At 45.6% G+C, this 17876-nt stretch carries 21 protein-coding genes and 1 pseudogene; 16 read left to right on the top strand and 6 right to left on the bottom strand.

The window, feature by feature from the left end; genetic code table 11:
* Positions 1-4: 4 nt before the first annotated feature.
* From AC2CGA_RS01010 to metA, 3 genes and pseudogenes are all read right to left on the bottom strand, one after another.
* Positions 5-116: pseudogene (locus AC2CGA_RS01010) on the bottom strand (hypothetical protein); the annotation flags it as partial.
* A gap of 94 nt (positions 117-210) precedes the next feature.
* Positions 211-1353, bottom strand: coding sequence for a diglucosyl diacylglycerol synthase (locus AC2CGA_RS01015; protein ID WP_139885596.1), 1143 nt, complete (start codon positions 1351-1353; stop codon positions 211-213).
* 224 nt (positions 1354-1577) lie between these two features.
* The gene (gene metA / locus AC2CGA_RS01020) at positions 1578-2483 is read right to left on the bottom strand and encodes a homoserine O-acetyltransferase MetA (protein ID WP_003153608.1); all 906 of its coding nucleotides are present in this window, start codon (positions 2481-2483) and stop codon (positions 1578-1580) included.
* A 229-nt stretch (positions 2484-2712) separates the two neighbouring features.
* Between metA and AC2CGA_RS01025 the strand changes: the two genes are divergently transcribed.
* From AC2CGA_RS01025 to AC2CGA_RS01070, 10 genes are all read left to right on the top strand, one after another.
* Positions 2713-3195 (top strand): glutathione peroxidase, encoded by a 483-nt coding sequence (locus tag AC2CGA_RS01025; RefSeq protein WP_014305264.1) that lies wholly within the window; start codon positions 2713-2715, stop codon positions 3193-3195.
* Between the two features lie 11 nt (positions 3196-3206).
* Entirely contained in the window at positions 3207-3815 is a 609-nt protein-coding gene (locus tag AC2CGA_RS01030; RefSeq protein ID WP_003153612.1) for an HD domain-containing protein, read from the top strand.
* A gap of 68 nt (positions 3816-3883) precedes the next feature.
* Positions 3884-5014, top strand: coding sequence for a conserved virulence factor C family protein (locus tag AC2CGA_RS01035; protein WP_003153614.1), 1131 nt, complete (start codon positions 3884-3886; stop codon positions 5012-5014).
* 261 nt (positions 5015-5275) lie between these two features.
* On the top strand, positions 5276-6952 hold the full coding sequence (gene ilvD / locus AC2CGA_RS01040) for a dihydroxy-acid dehydratase (RefSeq protein ID WP_007409524.1): 1677 nt from the start codon (positions 5276-5278) through the stop codon (positions 6950-6952).
* An 81-nt stretch (positions 6953-7033) separates the two neighbouring features.
* Complete coding sequence (locus tag AC2CGA_RS01045; protein WP_003153619.1) at positions 7034-7468, top strand: BrxA/BrxB family bacilliredoxin; 435 nt, start codon at positions 7034-7036, stop codon at positions 7466-7468.
* A gap of 39 nt (positions 7469-7507) precedes the next feature.
* On the top strand, positions 7508-8278 hold the full coding sequence (locus AC2CGA_RS01050; RefSeq protein WP_007409525.1) for a class I SAM-dependent methyltransferase: 771 nt from the start codon (positions 7508-7510) through the stop codon (positions 8276-8278).
* 263 nt (positions 8279-8541) lie between these two features.
* The gene (locus AC2CGA_RS01055; protein ID WP_003153621.1) at positions 8542-9150 is read left to right on the top strand and encodes a YpjP family protein; all 609 of its coding nucleotides are present in this window, start codon (positions 8542-8544) and stop codon (positions 9148-9150) included.
* Between the two features lie 99 nt (positions 9151-9249).
* Positions 9250-10044: a thymidylate synthase gene (locus AC2CGA_RS01060; protein WP_003153622.1), complete on the top strand. Its 795-nt coding sequence runs from the start codon at positions 9250-9252 to the stop codon at positions 10042-10044.
* Positions 10041-10526 (top strand): dihydrofolate reductase, encoded by a 486-nt coding sequence (locus tag AC2CGA_RS01065; protein WP_012117807.1) that lies wholly within the window; start codon positions 10041-10043, stop codon positions 10524-10526. The genes AC2CGA_RS01060 and AC2CGA_RS01065 overlap by 4 nt, the downstream gene beginning before the upstream one ends.
* A gap of 15 nt (positions 10527-10541) precedes the next feature.
* Positions 10542-11165: a lysophospholipid acyltransferase family protein gene (locus AC2CGA_RS01070; protein WP_014305260.1), complete on the top strand. Its 624-nt coding sequence runs from the start codon at positions 10542-10544 to the stop codon at positions 11163-11165.
* Positions 11166-11206: 41 nt separating this feature from the next.
* Here the strand turns inward: AC2CGA_RS01070 and trhA are convergent, their stop codons facing one another.
* Positions 11207-11845, bottom strand: coding sequence for a PAQR family membrane homeostasis protein TrhA (gene trhA / locus AC2CGA_RS01075; protein ID WP_139885597.1), 639 nt, complete (start codon positions 11843-11845; stop codon positions 11207-11209).
* A 16-nt stretch (positions 11846-11861) separates the two neighbouring features.
* The gene (locus AC2CGA_RS01080; RefSeq protein ID WP_139885598.1) at positions 11862-12854 is read right to left on the bottom strand and encodes a sigma-54-dependent transcriptional regulator; all 993 of its coding nucleotides are present in this window, start codon (positions 12852-12854) and stop codon (positions 11862-11864) included.
* Between the two features lie 184 nt (positions 12855-13038).
* On the opposite strand from AC2CGA_RS01080, the gene ilvA reads away from it, so the two are divergent.
* The 5 genes from ilvA (at position 13039) to AC2CGA_RS01105 (ending at position 16737) form a co-directional block, all read left to right on the top strand.
* A complete protein-coding gene (ilvA, locus tag AC2CGA_RS01085) occupies positions 13039-14307 on the top strand; it encodes a threonine ammonia-lyase IlvA (protein WP_063174280.1) in 1269 nt (422 codons plus the stop codon).
* Between the two features lie 92 nt (positions 14308-14399).
* Complete coding sequence (locus AC2CGA_RS01090) at positions 14400-14651, top strand: DUF2535 family protein (protein WP_015388089.1); 252 nt, start codon at positions 14400-14402, stop codon at positions 14649-14651.
* Between the two features lie 98 nt (positions 14652-14749).
* Entirely contained in the window at positions 14750-15331 is a 582-nt protein-coding gene (locus AC2CGA_RS01095; RefSeq protein ID WP_032861527.1) for an SCO family protein, read from the top strand.
* 77 nt (positions 15332-15408) lie between these two features.
* Positions 15409-16164: an SGNH/GDSL hydrolase family protein gene (locus tag AC2CGA_RS01100; RefSeq protein WP_014305255.1), complete on the top strand. Its 756-nt coding sequence runs from the start codon at positions 15409-15411 to the stop codon at positions 16162-16164.
* 9 nt (positions 16165-16173) lie between these two features.
* Positions 16174-16737, top strand: a complete 564-nt coding sequence (locus AC2CGA_RS01105) for a YpmS family protein (protein ID WP_003153637.1) — start codon at positions 16174-16176, stop codon at positions 16735-16737.
* A gap of 50 nt (positions 16738-16787) precedes the next feature.
* On the opposite strand, the gene AC2CGA_RS01110 is transcribed toward AC2CGA_RS01105, so the two are convergent.
* Positions 16788-17213 (bottom strand): MarR family transcriptional regulator, encoded by a 426-nt coding sequence (locus tag AC2CGA_RS01110; RefSeq protein WP_003153639.1) that lies wholly within the window; start codon positions 17211-17213, stop codon positions 16788-16790.
* A gap of 128 nt (positions 17214-17341) precedes the next feature.
* On the opposite strand from AC2CGA_RS01110, the gene msrA reads away from it, so the two are divergent.
* Complete coding sequence (msrA, locus tag AC2CGA_RS01115; RefSeq protein ID WP_003153641.1) at positions 17342-17875, top strand: peptide-methionine (S)-S-oxide reductase MsrA; 534 nt, start codon at positions 17342-17344, stop codon at positions 17873-17875.
* Position 17876 lies beyond the last annotated feature (1 nt).

The raw sequence follows: 17876 nt of genomic DNA on the forward strand, positions 1-17876 counted from the left end.
CCTCCTAGTACTGTAGCACCTTCGTGCTAAAAAAAATTTTGTCATCATCCAACCGTACGTATGTAAACGTTGTTAAATGATGGTTCAACTATACACCATATGGGAGCGGGCGTCAAGCGGCCGCTCCCTATTTTTTATCTTTATTTTTCCAGTAACAAAGCTTAACCGGAAAAAAACAAAAAGCACACGAATCGTTCGTGTGCTTTTCTTTTACGATAATGCCATATCCGCCTTCCCGGCCATCATTTCAGATTCTTTTAGAATGTCCTGCAAAATGACTTCAGAAGAGTTGGGGAGGTGAAGGCTTTTAATATTGCTCTTCATCCGGTTCAGCTTCTCCTCATCCGCAAGAAGGGAGGTGACAGACTCTAAAATTTCTTCGTGGCGGTTGACCACGACAGCCGCACCGCGATCTTCAAAGAAAATGGCGTTTTCCTTTTCCTGTCCGGGAACCGGTTTGTACAAAATAACGGGTACGCCGATCGCCGTCGCTTCCGTCAGTGTGATGCCGCCTGGTTTTGTGATCATGCAGTCCGTAATACGGAACAGCTCGTCAATTCTTTCTACATAACCCAGCACTTTCAGCCGGTCGGCATTGTCACCTTCCAAGCTGCTGAGGGATTCTTTCAGCGAGCTGTTTTTGCCGCATACCACCACAACCTGCACCTGATCGTCATGAACGAGATTTTCGCACAGTTCTTTTACGTTTTTCAGCACACCATGCGCTCCCGCCATAATAAGAAGAACTTTTTTGTCGGGAGAGAGATTGTATTTTTTATAAATCGGCTCTTTCGGCATCGATTCCTCGAATTGAGGCCTGATGGGAATGCCTGTGATCTTTACGTTGTTCGGGTGAGTGCCGATTTCAATCAGTTTTTCCTTTACGTAATCTGTGGCGACATAATATTTATCAACATTTTCATGAACCCAGATTTTGTGAAGGCAGAAATCGGTCATAACGTTGAACGTCGGGATCACTTTTCCGGTTCTCCGTCTGTATTCCGGTACGACAATCATCGGAAATGTATTGATAATAATGTCCGGCTTATGCTCTTCGACGAGCTGGCCTAAACGTTTATTTCCCATTTTAAAATAAATATTGAATTTGCGTTTATTATAGATTTTGTCAACTCCGTAATAAAACAAACGATAAAACTGTTTCCCGATTGAGAAGCTTTTTAAATAAAGGTATTGAGTAACCTCTGAAACAATCGGATTTGACTCTTGATACAAATTGGAAACCGTCACATCTAAGCCGAGACGCAGACATTGTTCGTAAAGCGTTTTGGCCACTTGAACATGCCCGTTTCCGTAATTTGCAGTCAAAATTAATACTTTTTTATTGGTATTCAAGTAAATTCACCTCAATGTAATCAACAACAAGCAAGCTTCATGCATCGTAAGGAGTTATTGTCTATAGATAAACATAACACAAGTGCATCATTTTATAATAAGCGCGCCAACATATTTAAACTAAATTTAATTGATATGTTCCATTATTTTAAAGTTTTGTTATACGCATACTGAATCAAGAGTATTTTATCATATTTTTGTCACCGTATCACTTAAAACAAAAATTAATCCCATTCATACGGAGTTTCCTGATATACGTAATAATTCAGCCAATTCATAAACAATAACGTTGCATGAGCTTTCCAGCGGTTAACAGGTTCTTTCCCGCCGGGCGCAAAATAGTGCTTAGGAGCTTCTACGTTTGAAAGATTTCTCTCTATGTCTCTCTCATACTCCTGAAGCAGCGTATCGGTATCATATTCCGGATGACCCGTTAAGAAAATCTGTTTTTCGTCTTTTGAAACGATTAAACAGACCCCCGCTTCCTCTGAAACGCTGAGCACATCCAGATCCGAAGCCGATTGCAGCTGCTCCGTATTAATATCTGTATGCCGTGAGTGTGGCACATAGTATAGCTCGTCAAATCCTCTTACCAATCTCTCATGTTTTTTAAGAACGGTATGCTCAAACACACCGAAGATTTTTTTCGGCAGCTCCACTTTCTCAATGCCGTAGTGATAGTATAAACCGGCTTGAGCGCCCCAGCAGATATGGAGTGTTGAAGTGACGTTCGTTTTGCTCCATTCCATGATTTCCTTCAATTCTTCCCAGTAAGAAACATCCTCAAACGGCAGGTGCTCAATCGGAGCCCCGGTAATAATCATTCCGTCAAACCGTTTGTGGCGGATGCTGGAAAAATCCGTATAAAATTCATCCAGATGCTGCCTTGCCGTATTTTTTGGAGTATGTGTGCTCGGAATTAAGAACGTAAAGTGAACTTGTAAAGGTGAATTCCCAAGCATCCTGAGGAGCTGGGTTTCCGTTTGGATTTTTTTCGGCATCAGATTTAAAATCACGATCTTCTGCGGCCGGATATCCTGATGAAAAGCCCGGCTTTCATCCATTACAAAGATGTGTTCACTTTCAAGCACCTGCTTAGCGGGCAGGTGATTTGGTATATTAATAGGCAACATGCCACCTCCGTTATTCCCCGTTAATTTTCTTCATTATAGAAATTTTTAAGCCATTTTTCAATCCATCCCGGCGTAATAAACCGCATTTAACGCATAATGACAGGGATAAAAGCGGCAAATGGGTATAAATTCGGAGCGGCTCTTTTATTATGACGGGTAAAGAGCCGTTTGTTTTGCAGTGTAAAACAGGTAAAATAAATGAAGAATGTAAAAAGGAGGGCCGCAGATGACAATTTACGATATAAACGTACGGACCATAACAGGCGAAGACATGACGCTATCGGCTTACAGAGGCAAGGTGATCATCATTGTGAATACAGCAAGCAAATGCGGGTTTACATCCCAGCTCAAGCAGCTTCAGGAGCTCTATGATACATATCGGGAGGAAGGTCTTGAAATATTGGGATTTCCCTGCAACCAATTCATGAACCAAGAACCTGGAAACGAAGCGGAAATTCAAGAGTTCTGTGTGAAAAACTACGGAGTCACATTCCCGATGTTTGCGAAAGTTGATGTCAATGGGGCAGACGCTCATCCTCTCTTCAAATATCTGACGGGACAGGCGAAGGGGATGCTCGGCACAAAAGCGGTCAAATGGAATTTCACTAAGTTTATCGTGGACCGAAACGGTGAAGTCAACGGGCGTTTTTCACCGAACGTCAACCCAAAAGAGCTTGAAGATACGGTGCAGAGGCTTTTGGCCCGATAAGAGGTGATACGGTGAACGAAAAAGAGCAGCTGGAAAGCGTCAGGAATTGGGTCAGAGAAAAGCTTATCAATGAACGTACGGGCCATGACTGGCTTCATATTTCCCGGGTCGCAACACTTTCTGTTTATATGGCAAAAGAAGAAGGCGCCGACTTATTTATCACTGAGACGGCCGCGCTGGTTCATGATCTGATTGACGCCAAGCTCGAAAAAAGCGAAAGGCTGACGGCAGGCGAAGTGACAGAACGGCTGGCTGCTTTCAACATTGCGGCTGGCTCCATTGAGGAGATCGCGGATATCATCACGAGAATGTCATTCAGACACAGGGAACTGCTGATAAAGCGGCCGCTATCATTGGAGGGGAAAGTTGTTCAGGATGCAGACATGCTTGATGCGATCGGCGCAGCGGGCATCGGCAGGGCTTTTATGTTTGCCGGGGCGAAGGGTCACCCGATGTACGGAACTCAAACAAGTGTGCTGGCCCATATAGAGGATAAATTAATCAAGCTTAAAGGCTTAATGAATACAAAAGCGGGAGCCGGTTTAGCAGAGGAGCGGCATCAATTTCTTTTGCAGTTCGCCGCCCGTATCCAAAAAGAGGCCGGCATCGGCAAAAGCTAAGCGGCGCAATAGAACGCTTGTGCCGACTATGTTAGAATAAGTGTCAGATTGCGCATAGGAGGACCAATATGAAGATTAAATCAATAGAACCGACGCCGAGTCCGAACACGATGAAAGTGATTTTGACTGAAGAGCTTCCGGCGGGGAAAAGCAACAATTACAAGCCTGATCAGGCAGATGATGCTCCGGCCGTCGTACGTGATATTTTAAACATTGAAGGAGTAAAGGGTGTTTATCACGTTGCCGATTTCCTGGCTGTGGAGAGAAACGCCCGTTTTGACTGGAAGGACATTCTGCCTCAGGTCCGTTCCGCTTTCGGAATGGAACATACGGAGCAGTCTGAGAGCCGTTCTGAACAGGAATCGTTCGGTGAAGTGAAGGTTTTCGTACAAATGTTCAGCGGAATCCCGATGCAGGTCAAATTGACGGACGGCGAACGTGAAGAGCGCTTCGGCCTTCCGGAACGTTTCCAAGAAGCCATCTTAAAGCTGCGTTCCGAAGCTTCAAATGTTGTATTTGAGCGCGCTTGGAAAGAACAAGGCGTGCGCTTCGGGGATTTTACCGAAATCGGACACGATGTCACAGAAGAGCTTCAGGCCGCCTACAGTGATGAGCGGCTCAAACGCCTGACAGAAGCAGCCGTACAGCAAAAGGGTGAGGCCAAACCGGCAGTGCAGCGGAAAGCTTATAAAGTGACTTTGGAAATGCTCGATGATGAAGACTGGAAACAGCGCTATGCCCATCTTGAGCAAATGGATCCGGATGAAGACGATTTACCAGTATTGGAAAAGGCGCTGCATGATCCGAAGACTTCGATCAGAAGACAAGCCGTCGTTTATTTGGGAATGATCGAAAAGCCGTCTGTGCTTCCGCTGTTATACAAAGCGCTTGAAGACAAAACGGTGACGGTCAGAAGGACGGCGGGTGACTGTCTGTCGGATCTCGGCGATGCGAGCGCCATCCCGGCTATGATGAAATCGCTCAGTGACTCAAGCAAGCTCGTGCGCTGGCGCGCGGCCATGTTTTTATATGAAGTCGGCGATGAAAGCGCGCTGGAAGCATTAAAAGCGGCGGAAGACGATCCGGAATTCGAAGTCAGCCTGCAAGTCAAAATGGCGATTGAACGGATTGAGCACGGAGAAGAGGCGAAAGGTTCAGTCTGGAAACAGATGACTGAAAGCAGAAAAAAAGAACAGTGATAACAAAAAGGTGCGCCATGCACCTTTTTTATTTGAATTCACTTTTTATAAAAATTATTTAGAATATTGTTGAAAAATGATTCAAAACTCTATATAGTAAGTACAATATTAATTGTTGGAGGGTTTTTATCGAAATACAGAAAGAATAGAAAAGCGAGACAGGGCAAAGACGCTGTAAACAGGTAATTTGCAGAACGCGCCCTAGAATAAACTGAAAATTTTAAAAATATTGCACAGTCTAAAAACAGTAGGGGGATCACCATGGCAGAATTACGCAGCAACATGATCACACAGGGAATTGACAGAGCGCCGCACCGCAGCCTTCTTCGCGCTGCCGGCGTAAAAGAAGAAGACTTCGGCAAGCCGTTTATCGCGGTCTGTAATTCATACATCGATATCGTTCCCGGGCATGTTCACCTGCAGGAATTTGGAAAAATCGTAAAAGAAGCAATCAGGGAAGCGGGCGGTGTGCCTTTTGAATTTAACACGATCGGAGTAGATGACGGAATCGCGATGGGGCATATCGGCATGAGATATTCACTGCCGAGCCGTGAAATCATTGCCGATTCAGTTGAAACGGTCGTCTCGGCGCACTGGTTTGACGGAATGGTCTGCATTCCGAACTGCGACAAAATTACGCCGGGAATGCTGATGGCGGCTATGCGGATTAATATTCCGACCATTTTTGTCAGCGGGGGGCCGATGGCAGCCGGCCGCACAAGCGACGGCCGCAAAATTTCGCTTTCTTCAGTATTTGAAGGCGTCGGCGCATATCAAGCCGGGAAAATCGGTGAAAGCGACCTGCAGGAGCTGGAACAGTTCGGCTGCCCGACGTGCGGATCTTGTTCAGGCATGTTTACGGCAAACTCCATGAACTGTCTGTCTGAAGCGCTCGGTCTGGCGCTTCCGGGCAACGGAACAATTCTGGCAACTTCACCGGAGAGAAGAGAGTTTGTGAGAAAATCAGCGGCCCAATTGATGGAGACCATCAAAAAAGACATTAAGCCGCGCGATATTGTCACCGAAAAAGCGATTGACAACGCCTTTGCGTTAGACATGGCTCTCGGCGGCTCAACCAACACAGTGCTGCATACGCTTGCACTTGCCAATGAAGCTGGGGTTGAGTACTCTTTAGAACGCATTAACGAAGTGGCTGAACGGGTGCCTCACTTATCGAAATTGGCGCCGGCCTCGGACGTCTTCATTGAAGATCTGCACGAAGCGGGAGGAGTCTCGGCGGCCCTTAATGAATTGGCGAAAAAAGAAGGGGCGCTTCATCTTGACGCGCTGACTGTAACAGGCCGCACACTCGGAGAAACAATTGCGGGTCATGAAGTAAAGGATTATGACGTGATTCATCCGCTTGACAATCCGTTTACCGAAAAAGGCGGTTTGGCGGTCCTGTTTGGGAATCTGGCTCCGGACGGCGCCATTATCAAAACAGGCGGCGTACAGGACGGGATTACAAGACATGAAGGCCCCGCTGTCGTCTTTGATTCCCAGGATGCCGCGCTTGAAGGCATTATAAACCGCAAAGTAAAAGAAGGAGATGTTGTCATTATCCGTTATGAAGGGCCAAAGGGCGGACCGGGCATGCCGGAGATGCTTGCTCCGACGTCTCAGATTGTCGGGATGGGGCTTGGCCCGAAAGTGGCGCTTATTACAGACGGCCGTTTTTCAGGAGCGTCCCGGGGTCTTTCAATCGGGCACGTATCACCTGAAGCGGCTGAAGGCGGCCCGCTCGCATTCGTAGAAAACGGCGACCATGTCATCGTTGACATAGAAAAACGGATTTTGGACGTACAAGTGCCTGAAGAAGAATGGGAAAAACGCAAGGCCGAATGGAAAGGCTTCGAGCCGAAAGTAAAAACAGGATATCTGGCCCGGTATTCCAAACTCGTAACAAGCGCCAATACAGGCGGAATCATGAAAATATAAAACAGAGGCCTGAACAATTGAATTCCGGCCCCCTCTATAGTATCCTTGACTTCATATAAGGATTTTAGAGGGGGCTTTTTTATGTCAATGGCTTATGAAGAATATATGCGCCAGCTGGTCGTGCCGATGCGCCGTGAGCTGACAGGTGCGGGTTTTCAGGAATTAACGACTGCTGAAGAAGTAGAAAGCTTTATGGAACAGGCAGAGGGCACGACATTGGTCGTTGTCAACTCCGTGTGCGGCTGTGCAGCCGGTCTCGCCCGTCCGGCTGCGACTCAGGCTGTTTTACAGCATGAAAAAGCGCCTGATCATACGGTTACCGTATTTGCCGGTCAAGATAAAGACGCAACTGCAAAAATGCGTGAATATTTTACGGGGCAGGAACCTTCCTCGCCATCAATGGCGCTGTTAAAAGGGAAAGAGGTCGTTCATTTTATTCCCCGCCACGAAATCGAAGGGCATGACATGGAGGAAATTATGAAAAATCTGACGGATGCCTTCGATGCGCACTGCTGAAATGCCCAAATTCCGGGCATTTTCTTTTTGGAGAAAAAGATGATCACAACGAGTTACAGACCAAGCGAATACACGATACACACAGCGCAGTCACTCAGTGTCAGGCTGGGTGACACTTACTGCAGCCGCAATAAACAGCCCATTGAAAAAATGCTGGAACGAGCCGCTAGCGATCTTTTAGTCATCGGAAAGGAACGGTTCGAACTTTACACGAAGCAAGGGGAGAAGTTCTTTTTTCACCCGAATACAGCGATGTTCCGCGCAAAGCGGTTTTTGAGAGGGGAAGCCGAGCCGTTGTTAAAAGCAGCCGGATTACGCGAGGGGGATTCCTTTTTAGATTGTACGCTCGGCCTGGCATCCGATGCGATTTTGGCAAGCCTGGCAGTCGGAAAAAGCGGACAAGTCATCGGCCTGGAGAAAAACAAGCTTGTCTCATTGCTTGTAGAAACAGGACTTCAAACGTGGGAAACCGGAATGGAGCAGCTCCAAACCGCCATGAAACGCATTCAGGTTAAACATGCCGACTGCGCCGATTATTTGCGGGAGCTTCCTGATTCATCGGTAGATGTCATTTATTTTGACCCGATGTTTCACGAACCTGTTGAAACGTCAGACGGCATTGCACCGCTCCGCGCGCTGGCAGAAGAGGGTTTTAACGAAGAGTGCATCACGCAAGCCGTCCGGGCGGCGAAAAAATGCGTAGTGCTTAAAGACCATTGGAAAAGCCCGCGGTTTGAACGATACGGCTTCAAGGTGCTGAAAAGAAAGACGGCGCTTTTCCACTTCGGTGTCATCCATGTAAGCTCATGATATCATGGGCTTCTTTTTCGTTAATCAGTGATTTCCATAACGACAAAATAAAGCAGCGTGAGAAGTGATACAGTCGCAAATAAAGCGTTAATCATCTCATCCCCTCCTTTTATCTCCTTCTTATTGTAAGCGGTTTATCCACTCGGTCACAGTTACCAATTTCCCATATTGCATGATAATACGGTGCCGGACATGACGCCGCGCTTTAATCTATGCTAAAATAAAGGAAAAGAGGACAATAAAACAGAGGGGAACAATCTATCATGAAATTGTGGATGAAAAAGACCCTTGTGGTTCTGTTTACCATTGTAACGTTCGGACTCGTGTCTCCTCCGGCTGCTTTGATGACAGACAAGCCTTCAGGACAGTCGAGCAGTCTTGAGCAGAATGATTACACCGCTTTTTATGATGAACATGCCCTGACGGGAGAAGCGAAGGCAGGGCGGGAGCCTGAATTACTGTTTCAATCGTATCAGCAGCAGCTTCTCGGTGATGCTGAAAATCAATCATTTTTAAAATTCGGCAGCAAAATCTCTCCGGTCATTGAAGATGATTACAGAAGTGAAATTCTGCCGAAAATCGAAGATGTCATCACAGGACATTTAGCCAAGTTTCAAGATGATGAAGCGTATCAGGATGTGGTTATTTCCAGTAAACCGTCGGCCGGAAAAACTGAAAAAATTTTTCATGTGTATAACAGGCTGACAGGTGAAGATCTTTTAAGGTTCCACGTCCGCCGGGATCATCCTCCGCAAGACGGCTACTGGTTTAATTTTCATTACCATACCGCTGAAGACGGATTTCAATCACATCATGAGCTCGGCAGCATTTACTGGGACCGCAATACGCCGCCTGACTGGATGAGCGTGTAATAGCGAGAAGAAATAAAAAAATCATTTCTGAGAAATTTTGCAGAAATGATTTTTTATTGTGTTACACTACTAAAAGACTACTTTAAAAGGATGAAAAAAATGAAACAATATAAAGATTTGTGCCGTCATGTGTTAGAAAACGGAGAAAAAAAAGGAGACCGTACGGGAACGGGTACGATCAGCACGTTCGGCTACCAAATGCGGTTTAACCTTCAGGAAGGTTTCCCGATGCTTACGACGAAAAAGCTCCATTTTAAGTCCATCGCGCATGAGCTGCTTTGGTTCTTAAAAGGAGATACAAATGTCCGCTACCTTCAGGAAAACGGAGTCCGCATCTGGAACGAATGGGCGGATGAAAACGGAGAACTCGGACCGGTTTACGGCTCTCAATGGCGTTCATGGCGCGGAGCGGACGGCGAGACCATTGATCAAATCTCCCGGCTGATTCATGACATCAAGACAAACCCGAATTCCAGACGTTTAATCGTCAGCGCCTGGAATGTCGGCGAAATTGATCATATGGCGCTTCCGCCTTGCCACTGCCTGTTTCAGTTTTATGTCGCGGACGGAAAACTGTCGTGTCAGCTTTATCAGCGCTCAGCGGATGTCTTTCTCGGCGTGCCGTTTAATATTGCGTCTTATGCGCTTTTAACAATGATGATCGCGCATGTGACGGGACTTGAACCGGGTGAGTTTGTTCATACATTCGGAGACGTCCACATTTACCAAAACCATGTGGAGCAGGTGAATTTGCAGCTGACAAGGGATGTCCGTCCGCTGCCGAAACTGCGGTTTGCGCGAAATGTTGATTCTATTTTTGATTTTACGTTTGAAGACTTTATCATTGAGGATTATGACCCGCATCCGCACATAAAAGGAGCTGTCAGCGTATGATTTCGTTTATTTTTGCGATGGATGAAAACCGGCTGATCGGAAAAGATAACGATCTGCCTTGGCACCTTCCCGATGATCTCGCATATTTCAAAAAAGTGACGACGGGTCACACCATTGTAATGGGGCGGAAAACGTTTGAATCAATCGGACGCCCGCTTCCGAACCGGCGGAACATCGTTGTAACCTCACGGGACGAATCTTCATTCCCGGGCTGTATTACCGCCGACTCGGCTGAGGAAGTGCTCAAGCTGATCCCGGCGGATGAAGAATGCTTTGTAATCGGCGGTGCCCAGCTGTACAGTGCGCTCTTTCCCTATGCGGACAGACTTTACATGACAAAAATTCACCATGTCTTTGAAGGAGACCGTTTTTTTCCGGAATTTAATGAAGCTGAATGGGAATTGACCTCCCGCAAACAGGGAGTAAAAGATGAAAAAAACCCTTACGATTATGAGTACCTTGTATACGAGAAAAAGAATTAAGCAGGGGGACAAGAATTGATTCGTTACGGCTGCCTTGTGATGTACGTTGTATTTATGTTCATGAAAAATATTCAGGAATATATCAATCAAAAAGAGCTTGACCCGCGGCTCTCTTTTCAAAAACAGATGAGGCTGGTGTATGAGCGGCCGAAAGCCTTTATGAGAGGCTGCATTGACGTGTCGGGATCGGCAATCGGCATTCATCATGATCAGCCGATACCGGACGGCCCCGTATTGTATGTGCATCCCAGATTGCGCCCGGCTGATCTTCTGCTGCTTGCGGGACATCTTGAAGAGCCGGCTGGTTTTATCGCTGGCGAGAAAGCTTTCCGGATGCCGTTTCTCGGAAATTGGCTGCGTCTGATGGGTGTCATTTGTGGCGGAGACAGCCGGGATGCAGTGCTTCAGGAGGCGGAAGTCCGGCTGCAAAAAGGGCAAAGTCTGATTCTGTCCGAAGACGGCAAAATCAATCCGGAGGAACTGGCCCTTCGTTTCGATCTCCCGATTGTGCCCGTCAGCACTTCGGGAACAGACCGGCTGCTGCGGGGCAGGTTATTGAAACGGCTGAAACCGGCTGACATTGAATTACATATAAAGCCCGCTTATTATCCGGCCGGTCAGAAACGGCTCCGTGCATAAAAAAAGCACAGTCTCTATACGAGAGGCTGTGCTTTTTTATTTCAGATAAAGGGAACTTTGACGCAATAAAACAAAATACAGAAAAACATCGAGGCGCTGCCGCCTAAAACAAAACTGTGCCAAATGGCGTGATGATACGGAACTTTTCTCCAAATATAAAATATTGTGCCGGCGGAATACAATAAGCCGCCGAAAAGAAGAAGGCCGAAACCGGGACCTGACAGCGAAGCGTACAGCGGTTTAATGGCGATGATGATCAGCCAGCCCATCATTAAATAGACAAGCGTTGAAAAAATGATAAACCGCTTCACAAAAAAGATTTTAAACACGATGCCTCCGATGGCAAGCGACCAAACAATAATTAAAAGGGTCAGACCGAGCGCCCCTTTAAGGGGTCCTAATAAAAATGGCGTATATGTTCCGGCTATTAATACGTATATCGCGGAATGATCCACAATTTCAAGAATGTCTTTCGTTTTTTTATGCTGGATGCTGTGCAAAAGAGTCGAGCTGAGATACAGCAGGAGCATTGAAGCGCCGAAAATGGAAAAGCTGACGATGTCTGTCGGCGAGCCGTATTTCACCGCAAACATAATGAGAAAAATAAGCGCCGGAATCGACAGCAATACACCGATTCCGTGTGTGACGGCATTTGCGATTTCTTCTTTTATTGTAAACAATCAAATGTCCTCCTTTTTAAAGGATTTGTTTTTGCAGTGACTGCAAAAAGGTCAACCCTTCTAATGTGATTTTTGTTCCTGCGCGTCCCCGGCCTTTTGTCACATAGTTCATCTTTTCTAAGTAATCAAGCCTGTTTCTGACTTGCTGGGGCGTTAATGTCATTGTGCTGTTTTCGCTTAATTCGGATATGCTCCGTCTGCTGGCGGGTTCGCCTTTTGTATTTAAGTCTTTAATTGCTTCCAAAATAAACAAAAACTCTTCTTTCTCCATCAATGTCAGCCGTTTTTCTTTTTTCTTAGCGGTTTTCGCTTTCTGGCTGTTTTTGATATACGGCGGGACATGCTCGGGATAAATCGTGCTGCCGGATGCTGCCGCGGCCATATAGTGCGCCGCATTTTCAAGTTCTCTGATGTTGCCGTTAAAGGTGTGCCGCTCAAACAGCGGATAAACGGACGGATCGATATGAACATGCTGCCCCGAGGCTGTCAGCATATGCTGCAGAAGAAGCGGTATATCGCTTTTTCGTTCAGATAAAGCAGGGAGCGGAAGGCATAACACGTGAAGCCTGTAAAATAAATCTATGCTGAACGTGTTTTCCGCGCCGGTATCGCCAAGATTCGCCGTGCTGCTTGCAATGATGCGGGCGGAAAGCCCGGCGTCCAGCTCGGAAAGAAGGCGGGCCTGTACCGAGAGCGGCATGTCTCCGGTTTCATATAAGAATAATGTTCCGCGGCGGGCCCTGTTTAATGCGCCTTCAGCGCCGAACAGTTCATATTCGAGCCGCTCTTCGCTTTGACTGCAGTGAACGGTAATAAATAGTTCGCTGTTTCTGCGGGATTTATGATGGATCGCTCTGGCCATTTGTTTTTTTCCGGTTCCGACTTCACCCGTTATGAAGACCGGCAAATCAGATAAGGCAAATTGCGAGGCCAATCGTTTCGCTTCTGAAAAGGTGTGATGTTCGCCGGCTAGCTGATAAAAAGGATCAGTTTGTTCAATTACACTCATAAATTGGCTCCTTTTGGTTCTAATTGGTTTAAGTATAACACGTTTATGCGATCGAAAATATCTTTTTCTCTTGTATCGGTTCATTTATTTTTATTTACAAAATTAAAATAATTATCTTATTGTTTGAATATTCATGTTATAATGGCATATTAAATAGGGATTTAAATAAGAAAGGACTCTGTAAATGAAACCGTTGCTTAAAGAAGACTCTCTCATCCAGGTAAAAGACATTTTAAAAGCGCACCAAAACGTAAAGGACGTTGTGATACATACGCCTTTGCAGAGGAATGACAGACTTTCTGAGAGGTATGGCTGCAATATCTATTTGAAAAGAGAAGACCTGCAGGTGGTCAGATCATTTAAGCTCAGAGGGGCTTATAATAAAATGAGGCAGCTCTCAAAAGAGCAGACTGAAAACGGAATTGTATGCGCAAGTGCGGGAAACCATGCGCAGGGGGTTGCGTTTTCATGCAAACACCTCGGCATTCACGGCAAGATTTTTATGCCGTCAACCACACCGAGACAGAAAGTATCCCAAGTGGAACTGTTCGGAAAAGAATTTGTTGAAATCATATTGACGGGTGACACTTTCGATGATGCGTATAAGAGTTCTGCGGAATGCTGTGAAAAAGAAAACCGCACGTTTATTCATCCGTTTGACGATCCCGATGTCATAGCCGGACAGGGAACGGCTGCCATCGAAATTTTAAATGACATTGACGTCGAACCGCATTTTCTTTTTGCAAGCGTAGGGGGAGGAGGACTCCTGTCCGGGCTCGGCACGTACATGAAAAACATCTCGCCGGATACAAAAATCATAGCGGTAGAGCCGAAGGGCGCAGCCTCCTATTTTGAATCGAAAAAAGCCGGACAAGTGGTTGAACTTGAGAAAATTGATAAATTTGTCGATGGGGCGGCCGTAAAAAAAATCGGCGCTGAAACCTTTCAAACGCTCGAAACCGTCGTCGATGACGTTTTGCTTGTCCCGGAAGGAAAAGTGTGCAGTACGATTCTTGAATTATATAATCAATGCGCCATCGTGGCTGAACCGGCGGGTGCATTGTCCGTGTCAGCACTTGATCTGTACAAAGAAGAGATTAAAGGGAAAAACGTCATCTGCATGGTCAGCGGAGGGAACAATGACATCGGCAGAATGCAGGAGATGAAGGAGCGCTCCATGATTTACGAGGGGCTGCAGCATTATTTTATCGTTAATTTCCCGCAAAGGGCGGGAGCGCTTCGCGAATACCTTGATGAGGTGCTCGGTCCTGATGATGACATCACCCGGTTTGAATACACGAAAAAAAATAACAAAAGCAGCGGCCCCGCATTGGTCGGCATTGAGCTTAAGCATCGGGAAGATTACGGCGCGCTCATTGCCCGGATGAATCAAAAAGGATTTCATTACGTAGAGGTGAATAAAGATCAGGATCTGTTCCACCTGTTAATCTGACTTTTTTTAGAACGGCCGCGCAAAATGACAGACACGCTTTCTCAGATTGTATATAATAAAAAGAAAACAATCGAAAAAGAAGGATTGATATCTTGTTACTCAAAAGCCTAGAGTTCAAACGACAGGACGGGATTCAGGTAAAAGTGACAGAAATACCGGTTGTCACGGAAGGTGAACAATATTTTTTTCAAATTCATCAGCACCTTGAGCTTTATTTGAGAGAAGTTTTTGCTTCACAAAGTGTGGGAACAGTGTATTCATTCCGACAATATGTCAAGCGCCGTATGAAGTGGAAAGATTATGAGGCCGTTTTCAGCCAAGAGATTTTAAAACATAACGCATAACGGTGCACATTCCTTAGCGCCTTCCTTTTGATAAGGGAGGGTGCGGGAATTTTTTTATGATGAACGCTGTAAGCGTTTTATCTATGGGGGGAATGGAAATGAAAAAAATGAAAAGCTTCGCTGCCGTCTTTTGTTTGCTGCTCTTGTGCGCCTGCGGGGGGAAAACGATAAAAGACCCGCTGAACTATCAGATTGAGCCGTTTTCATATCAGAACCAAGACGGGAAAACAGTGTCACTGAAAAGCCTGAAGGGGCATGTCTGGATTGCCGATTTTATGTTTACAAACTGTAATACAGTCTGTCCGCCGATGACGGCCCACATGACCGAACTGCAAAAAAAACTGAAGGCTGAGAACCTGGACGTGCGGATTGTGTCATTCAGTGTAGATCCTGAAAATGATACGCCGAAACAGCTGAAAGCCTTTGCTTCCAAATATCCGCTTTCGCTTCGCAACTGGGATTTTCTGACCGGTTACAGCCAAAAGGACATTGAAGATTTTGCGATGAACAGCTTTAAAGCAATCGTCAAAAAGCCGGAGGGAGAGGACCAGGTCATACATCAAACTTCTTTTTATTTAGTCGGACCTGACGGCAAGGTGCTTAAAGATTATGACGGCGTGCAGAAGGTTCCGTATGATGATATCCTGTCAGATGTCAAAGCGGCTGAGGAGCTCAAGTAAACTGGCAGATTAGACATTTTCAAAACTGAAAAAACATGTTACACTTTCCACTAGTAGACGGGGAAGGAGCAACCAGATTGAAGCTGCGAATGTTCTCATTGATCGCCGGACTGGCTTTGCTTTTATCAGCTTGTTCTGTCCAGCGCACCGGTTCTGACGCTGAAGAACCGAAAACGAAAGATCATATTGTCATAGCTGCGGTCGGTGATTCATTGACTGAAGGAGTAGGAGATCCTGACGGTTCAGGATACGTCGGCAAGACAGCGGAGTCTCTTAAGAAAAAGGGACATGTGAAAACGGTAGATATTAAAAATTATGCGGTGCAGGGCGACAAAACGTCAGACCTGCTGAAAAAGCTTGATAATAAAAAAGTGCAGAAATCATTAAGGAGCGCCGACTATATCTTTTTTACCATTGGCGGCAATGACTTAATGAAGGTGCTCCGCCAGAATATGATGCAGCTGACGGTTCAGCCGTTCCAAAAGGAAGAGAAACCTTTTGAAAAACGGTTCAAGACGATCATTTCAAAAATCCGCAAATATAATGAAAACGCAGAGTTGGTGTATGTCAGCATGTATAATCCATTCACGTTTACGCTGCCTGAATTAAAAGAAATTAATGGGGTTGTCACGGATTGGAACAAGATCGCCGCAAAAGAGCTGGAAAAAGATCCTCACGCCGCTGCGGTGAATGTTGAAGACTTGTTCAGTCAAAAAAGCGGCAGCAGACGGATTTCAAAGGATGATGATTTTCATCCGAACGCAAAAGGGTATGCACTCATCGCCGACCGATTATACGGCATCATAGAAAAACAAGGGTTACCAGCAGAATAGGGTGAAATGATGAAAAAATGGAAATCGCTGTTTTTTGTTCTTCTCGCACTCAATGTGATTGCCGCCGCGGTAATTGTGACATTATTGGTTATGCCGGGAGAACAGGCGAAAATACAAGATCAGACAAAAAGTGAGTACGGCTTTCATATCACAAGCTCCAAAGAATCACTTGCCAGGTTTGTGAATTCGTACTTAAAAGAGAAGGCATCGAATCAGCTTGACTACAAAGTGGACATCAATAACGATGTGCACGTGGCAGGTAAAATCAAAGCATTCTCAACCTCCATTAACGCGGTCGTCACATTTGAACCGTCCGTACAGGAGAACGGAGATGTGGTTTTGAAAGTGACGAAGTTTTCATTAGGTGAATTAAGCCTGCCGATCAGCTTTGTGCTGAATTATATGGACAGCTTTTATGAACTCCCGTCATTTGTGCACGTTCATTCCGGGGATAAAAGCATCGAGATCCGTCTGTCAGAAATGCCTTTAGACAACGGCATGTATGTAAAAGCGGATAAAATCAATCTCGACACGGATGAAATTGAATTTTCCTATTATCATCCGAAACAATAAGTTTGCATAAAAAAAACACAGATCCTTTCAGGGATTTGTGTTTTTTCGTGTCAGCGTTTTTTGTCTAGCTTGCTGAACAGTTTGATTAACGTTGCAAGCTCTTCATCAGAGTAGCAGTCAAACCGTTTAAAAAAGTATTCTGTTTTTTTCTGGTTGAAATGATCGACAATTTTCTCCCCGGCTTCCGTAATATGGATTCTGATAATTCGCCTGTCCTCTTTAGAACGGATGCGGGTGATCCATTCCTTTTCTACTAAAGCGTCGGTCACTGCGGTAATGTGGCTTGCGGAGACCTCAAGAATGGGGGCAAATTCCGTTACTTTTTTAGGCCCTTGTTCACTGAGAATCCGCAAAATGGTGAATTCGTTCCTGGACAGCTCTTTATCTAGAATTTCATTAACTTCATTTCTGATTTGTTTAAACACTTTTCGAAGCAAAGCTTCCATATCATACATCATTTGTGTCCTTACTTTCAAATCATGAACCTCCAATATGTAGTCAGCGTGGCATTCGTTCAGCTTCCCCTGAGAGCAGAATTATTTTTATTCTGTTTATACATGCTATAATATAATAATACCACGTATGAACAAAGGAGGGCACCCGTATGTCAGAAAAAAAAGAAATCGCCACATTTGCAGGCGGCTGTTTTTGGTGCATGGTGAAGCCGTTTGACGAACAGCCCGGGATTGAAAAGGTGGTGTCCGGCTATACAGGAGGTCATACTGAGAATCCGACTTATGAAGAAGTGTGCAGTGAAACGACCGGACACAGAGAAGCCGTTCAAATCACATTTCAACCTGACATTTATCCGTATGAAAAGCTTGTCGAGCTGTTTTGGCAGCAGATCGACCCGACTGATGCAGGCGGCCAGTTTGCAGACCGCGGAAGTTCATATCGGGCGGCGATATATTACCATAATGATGAGCAAAAACAAATCGCTGAAGCCTCAAAAAAACAGCTTGAAGAAAGCGGCATATTTAAAAAGCCGATCGTCACAGACATTTTAAAGGCTGAGCCTTTTTATGAAGCGGAAGGCTATCATCAGCACTTTTATAAGAAAAATCCTGATCACTACGGGCGCTACCGTGTAGGTTCCGGACGTCAAGGCTTTCTGGATGAGCATTGGAGGGACAGATAAG

The sequence above is a fragment of the Bacillus sp. SYZHCR11 genome (genome assembly GCF_057196865.1).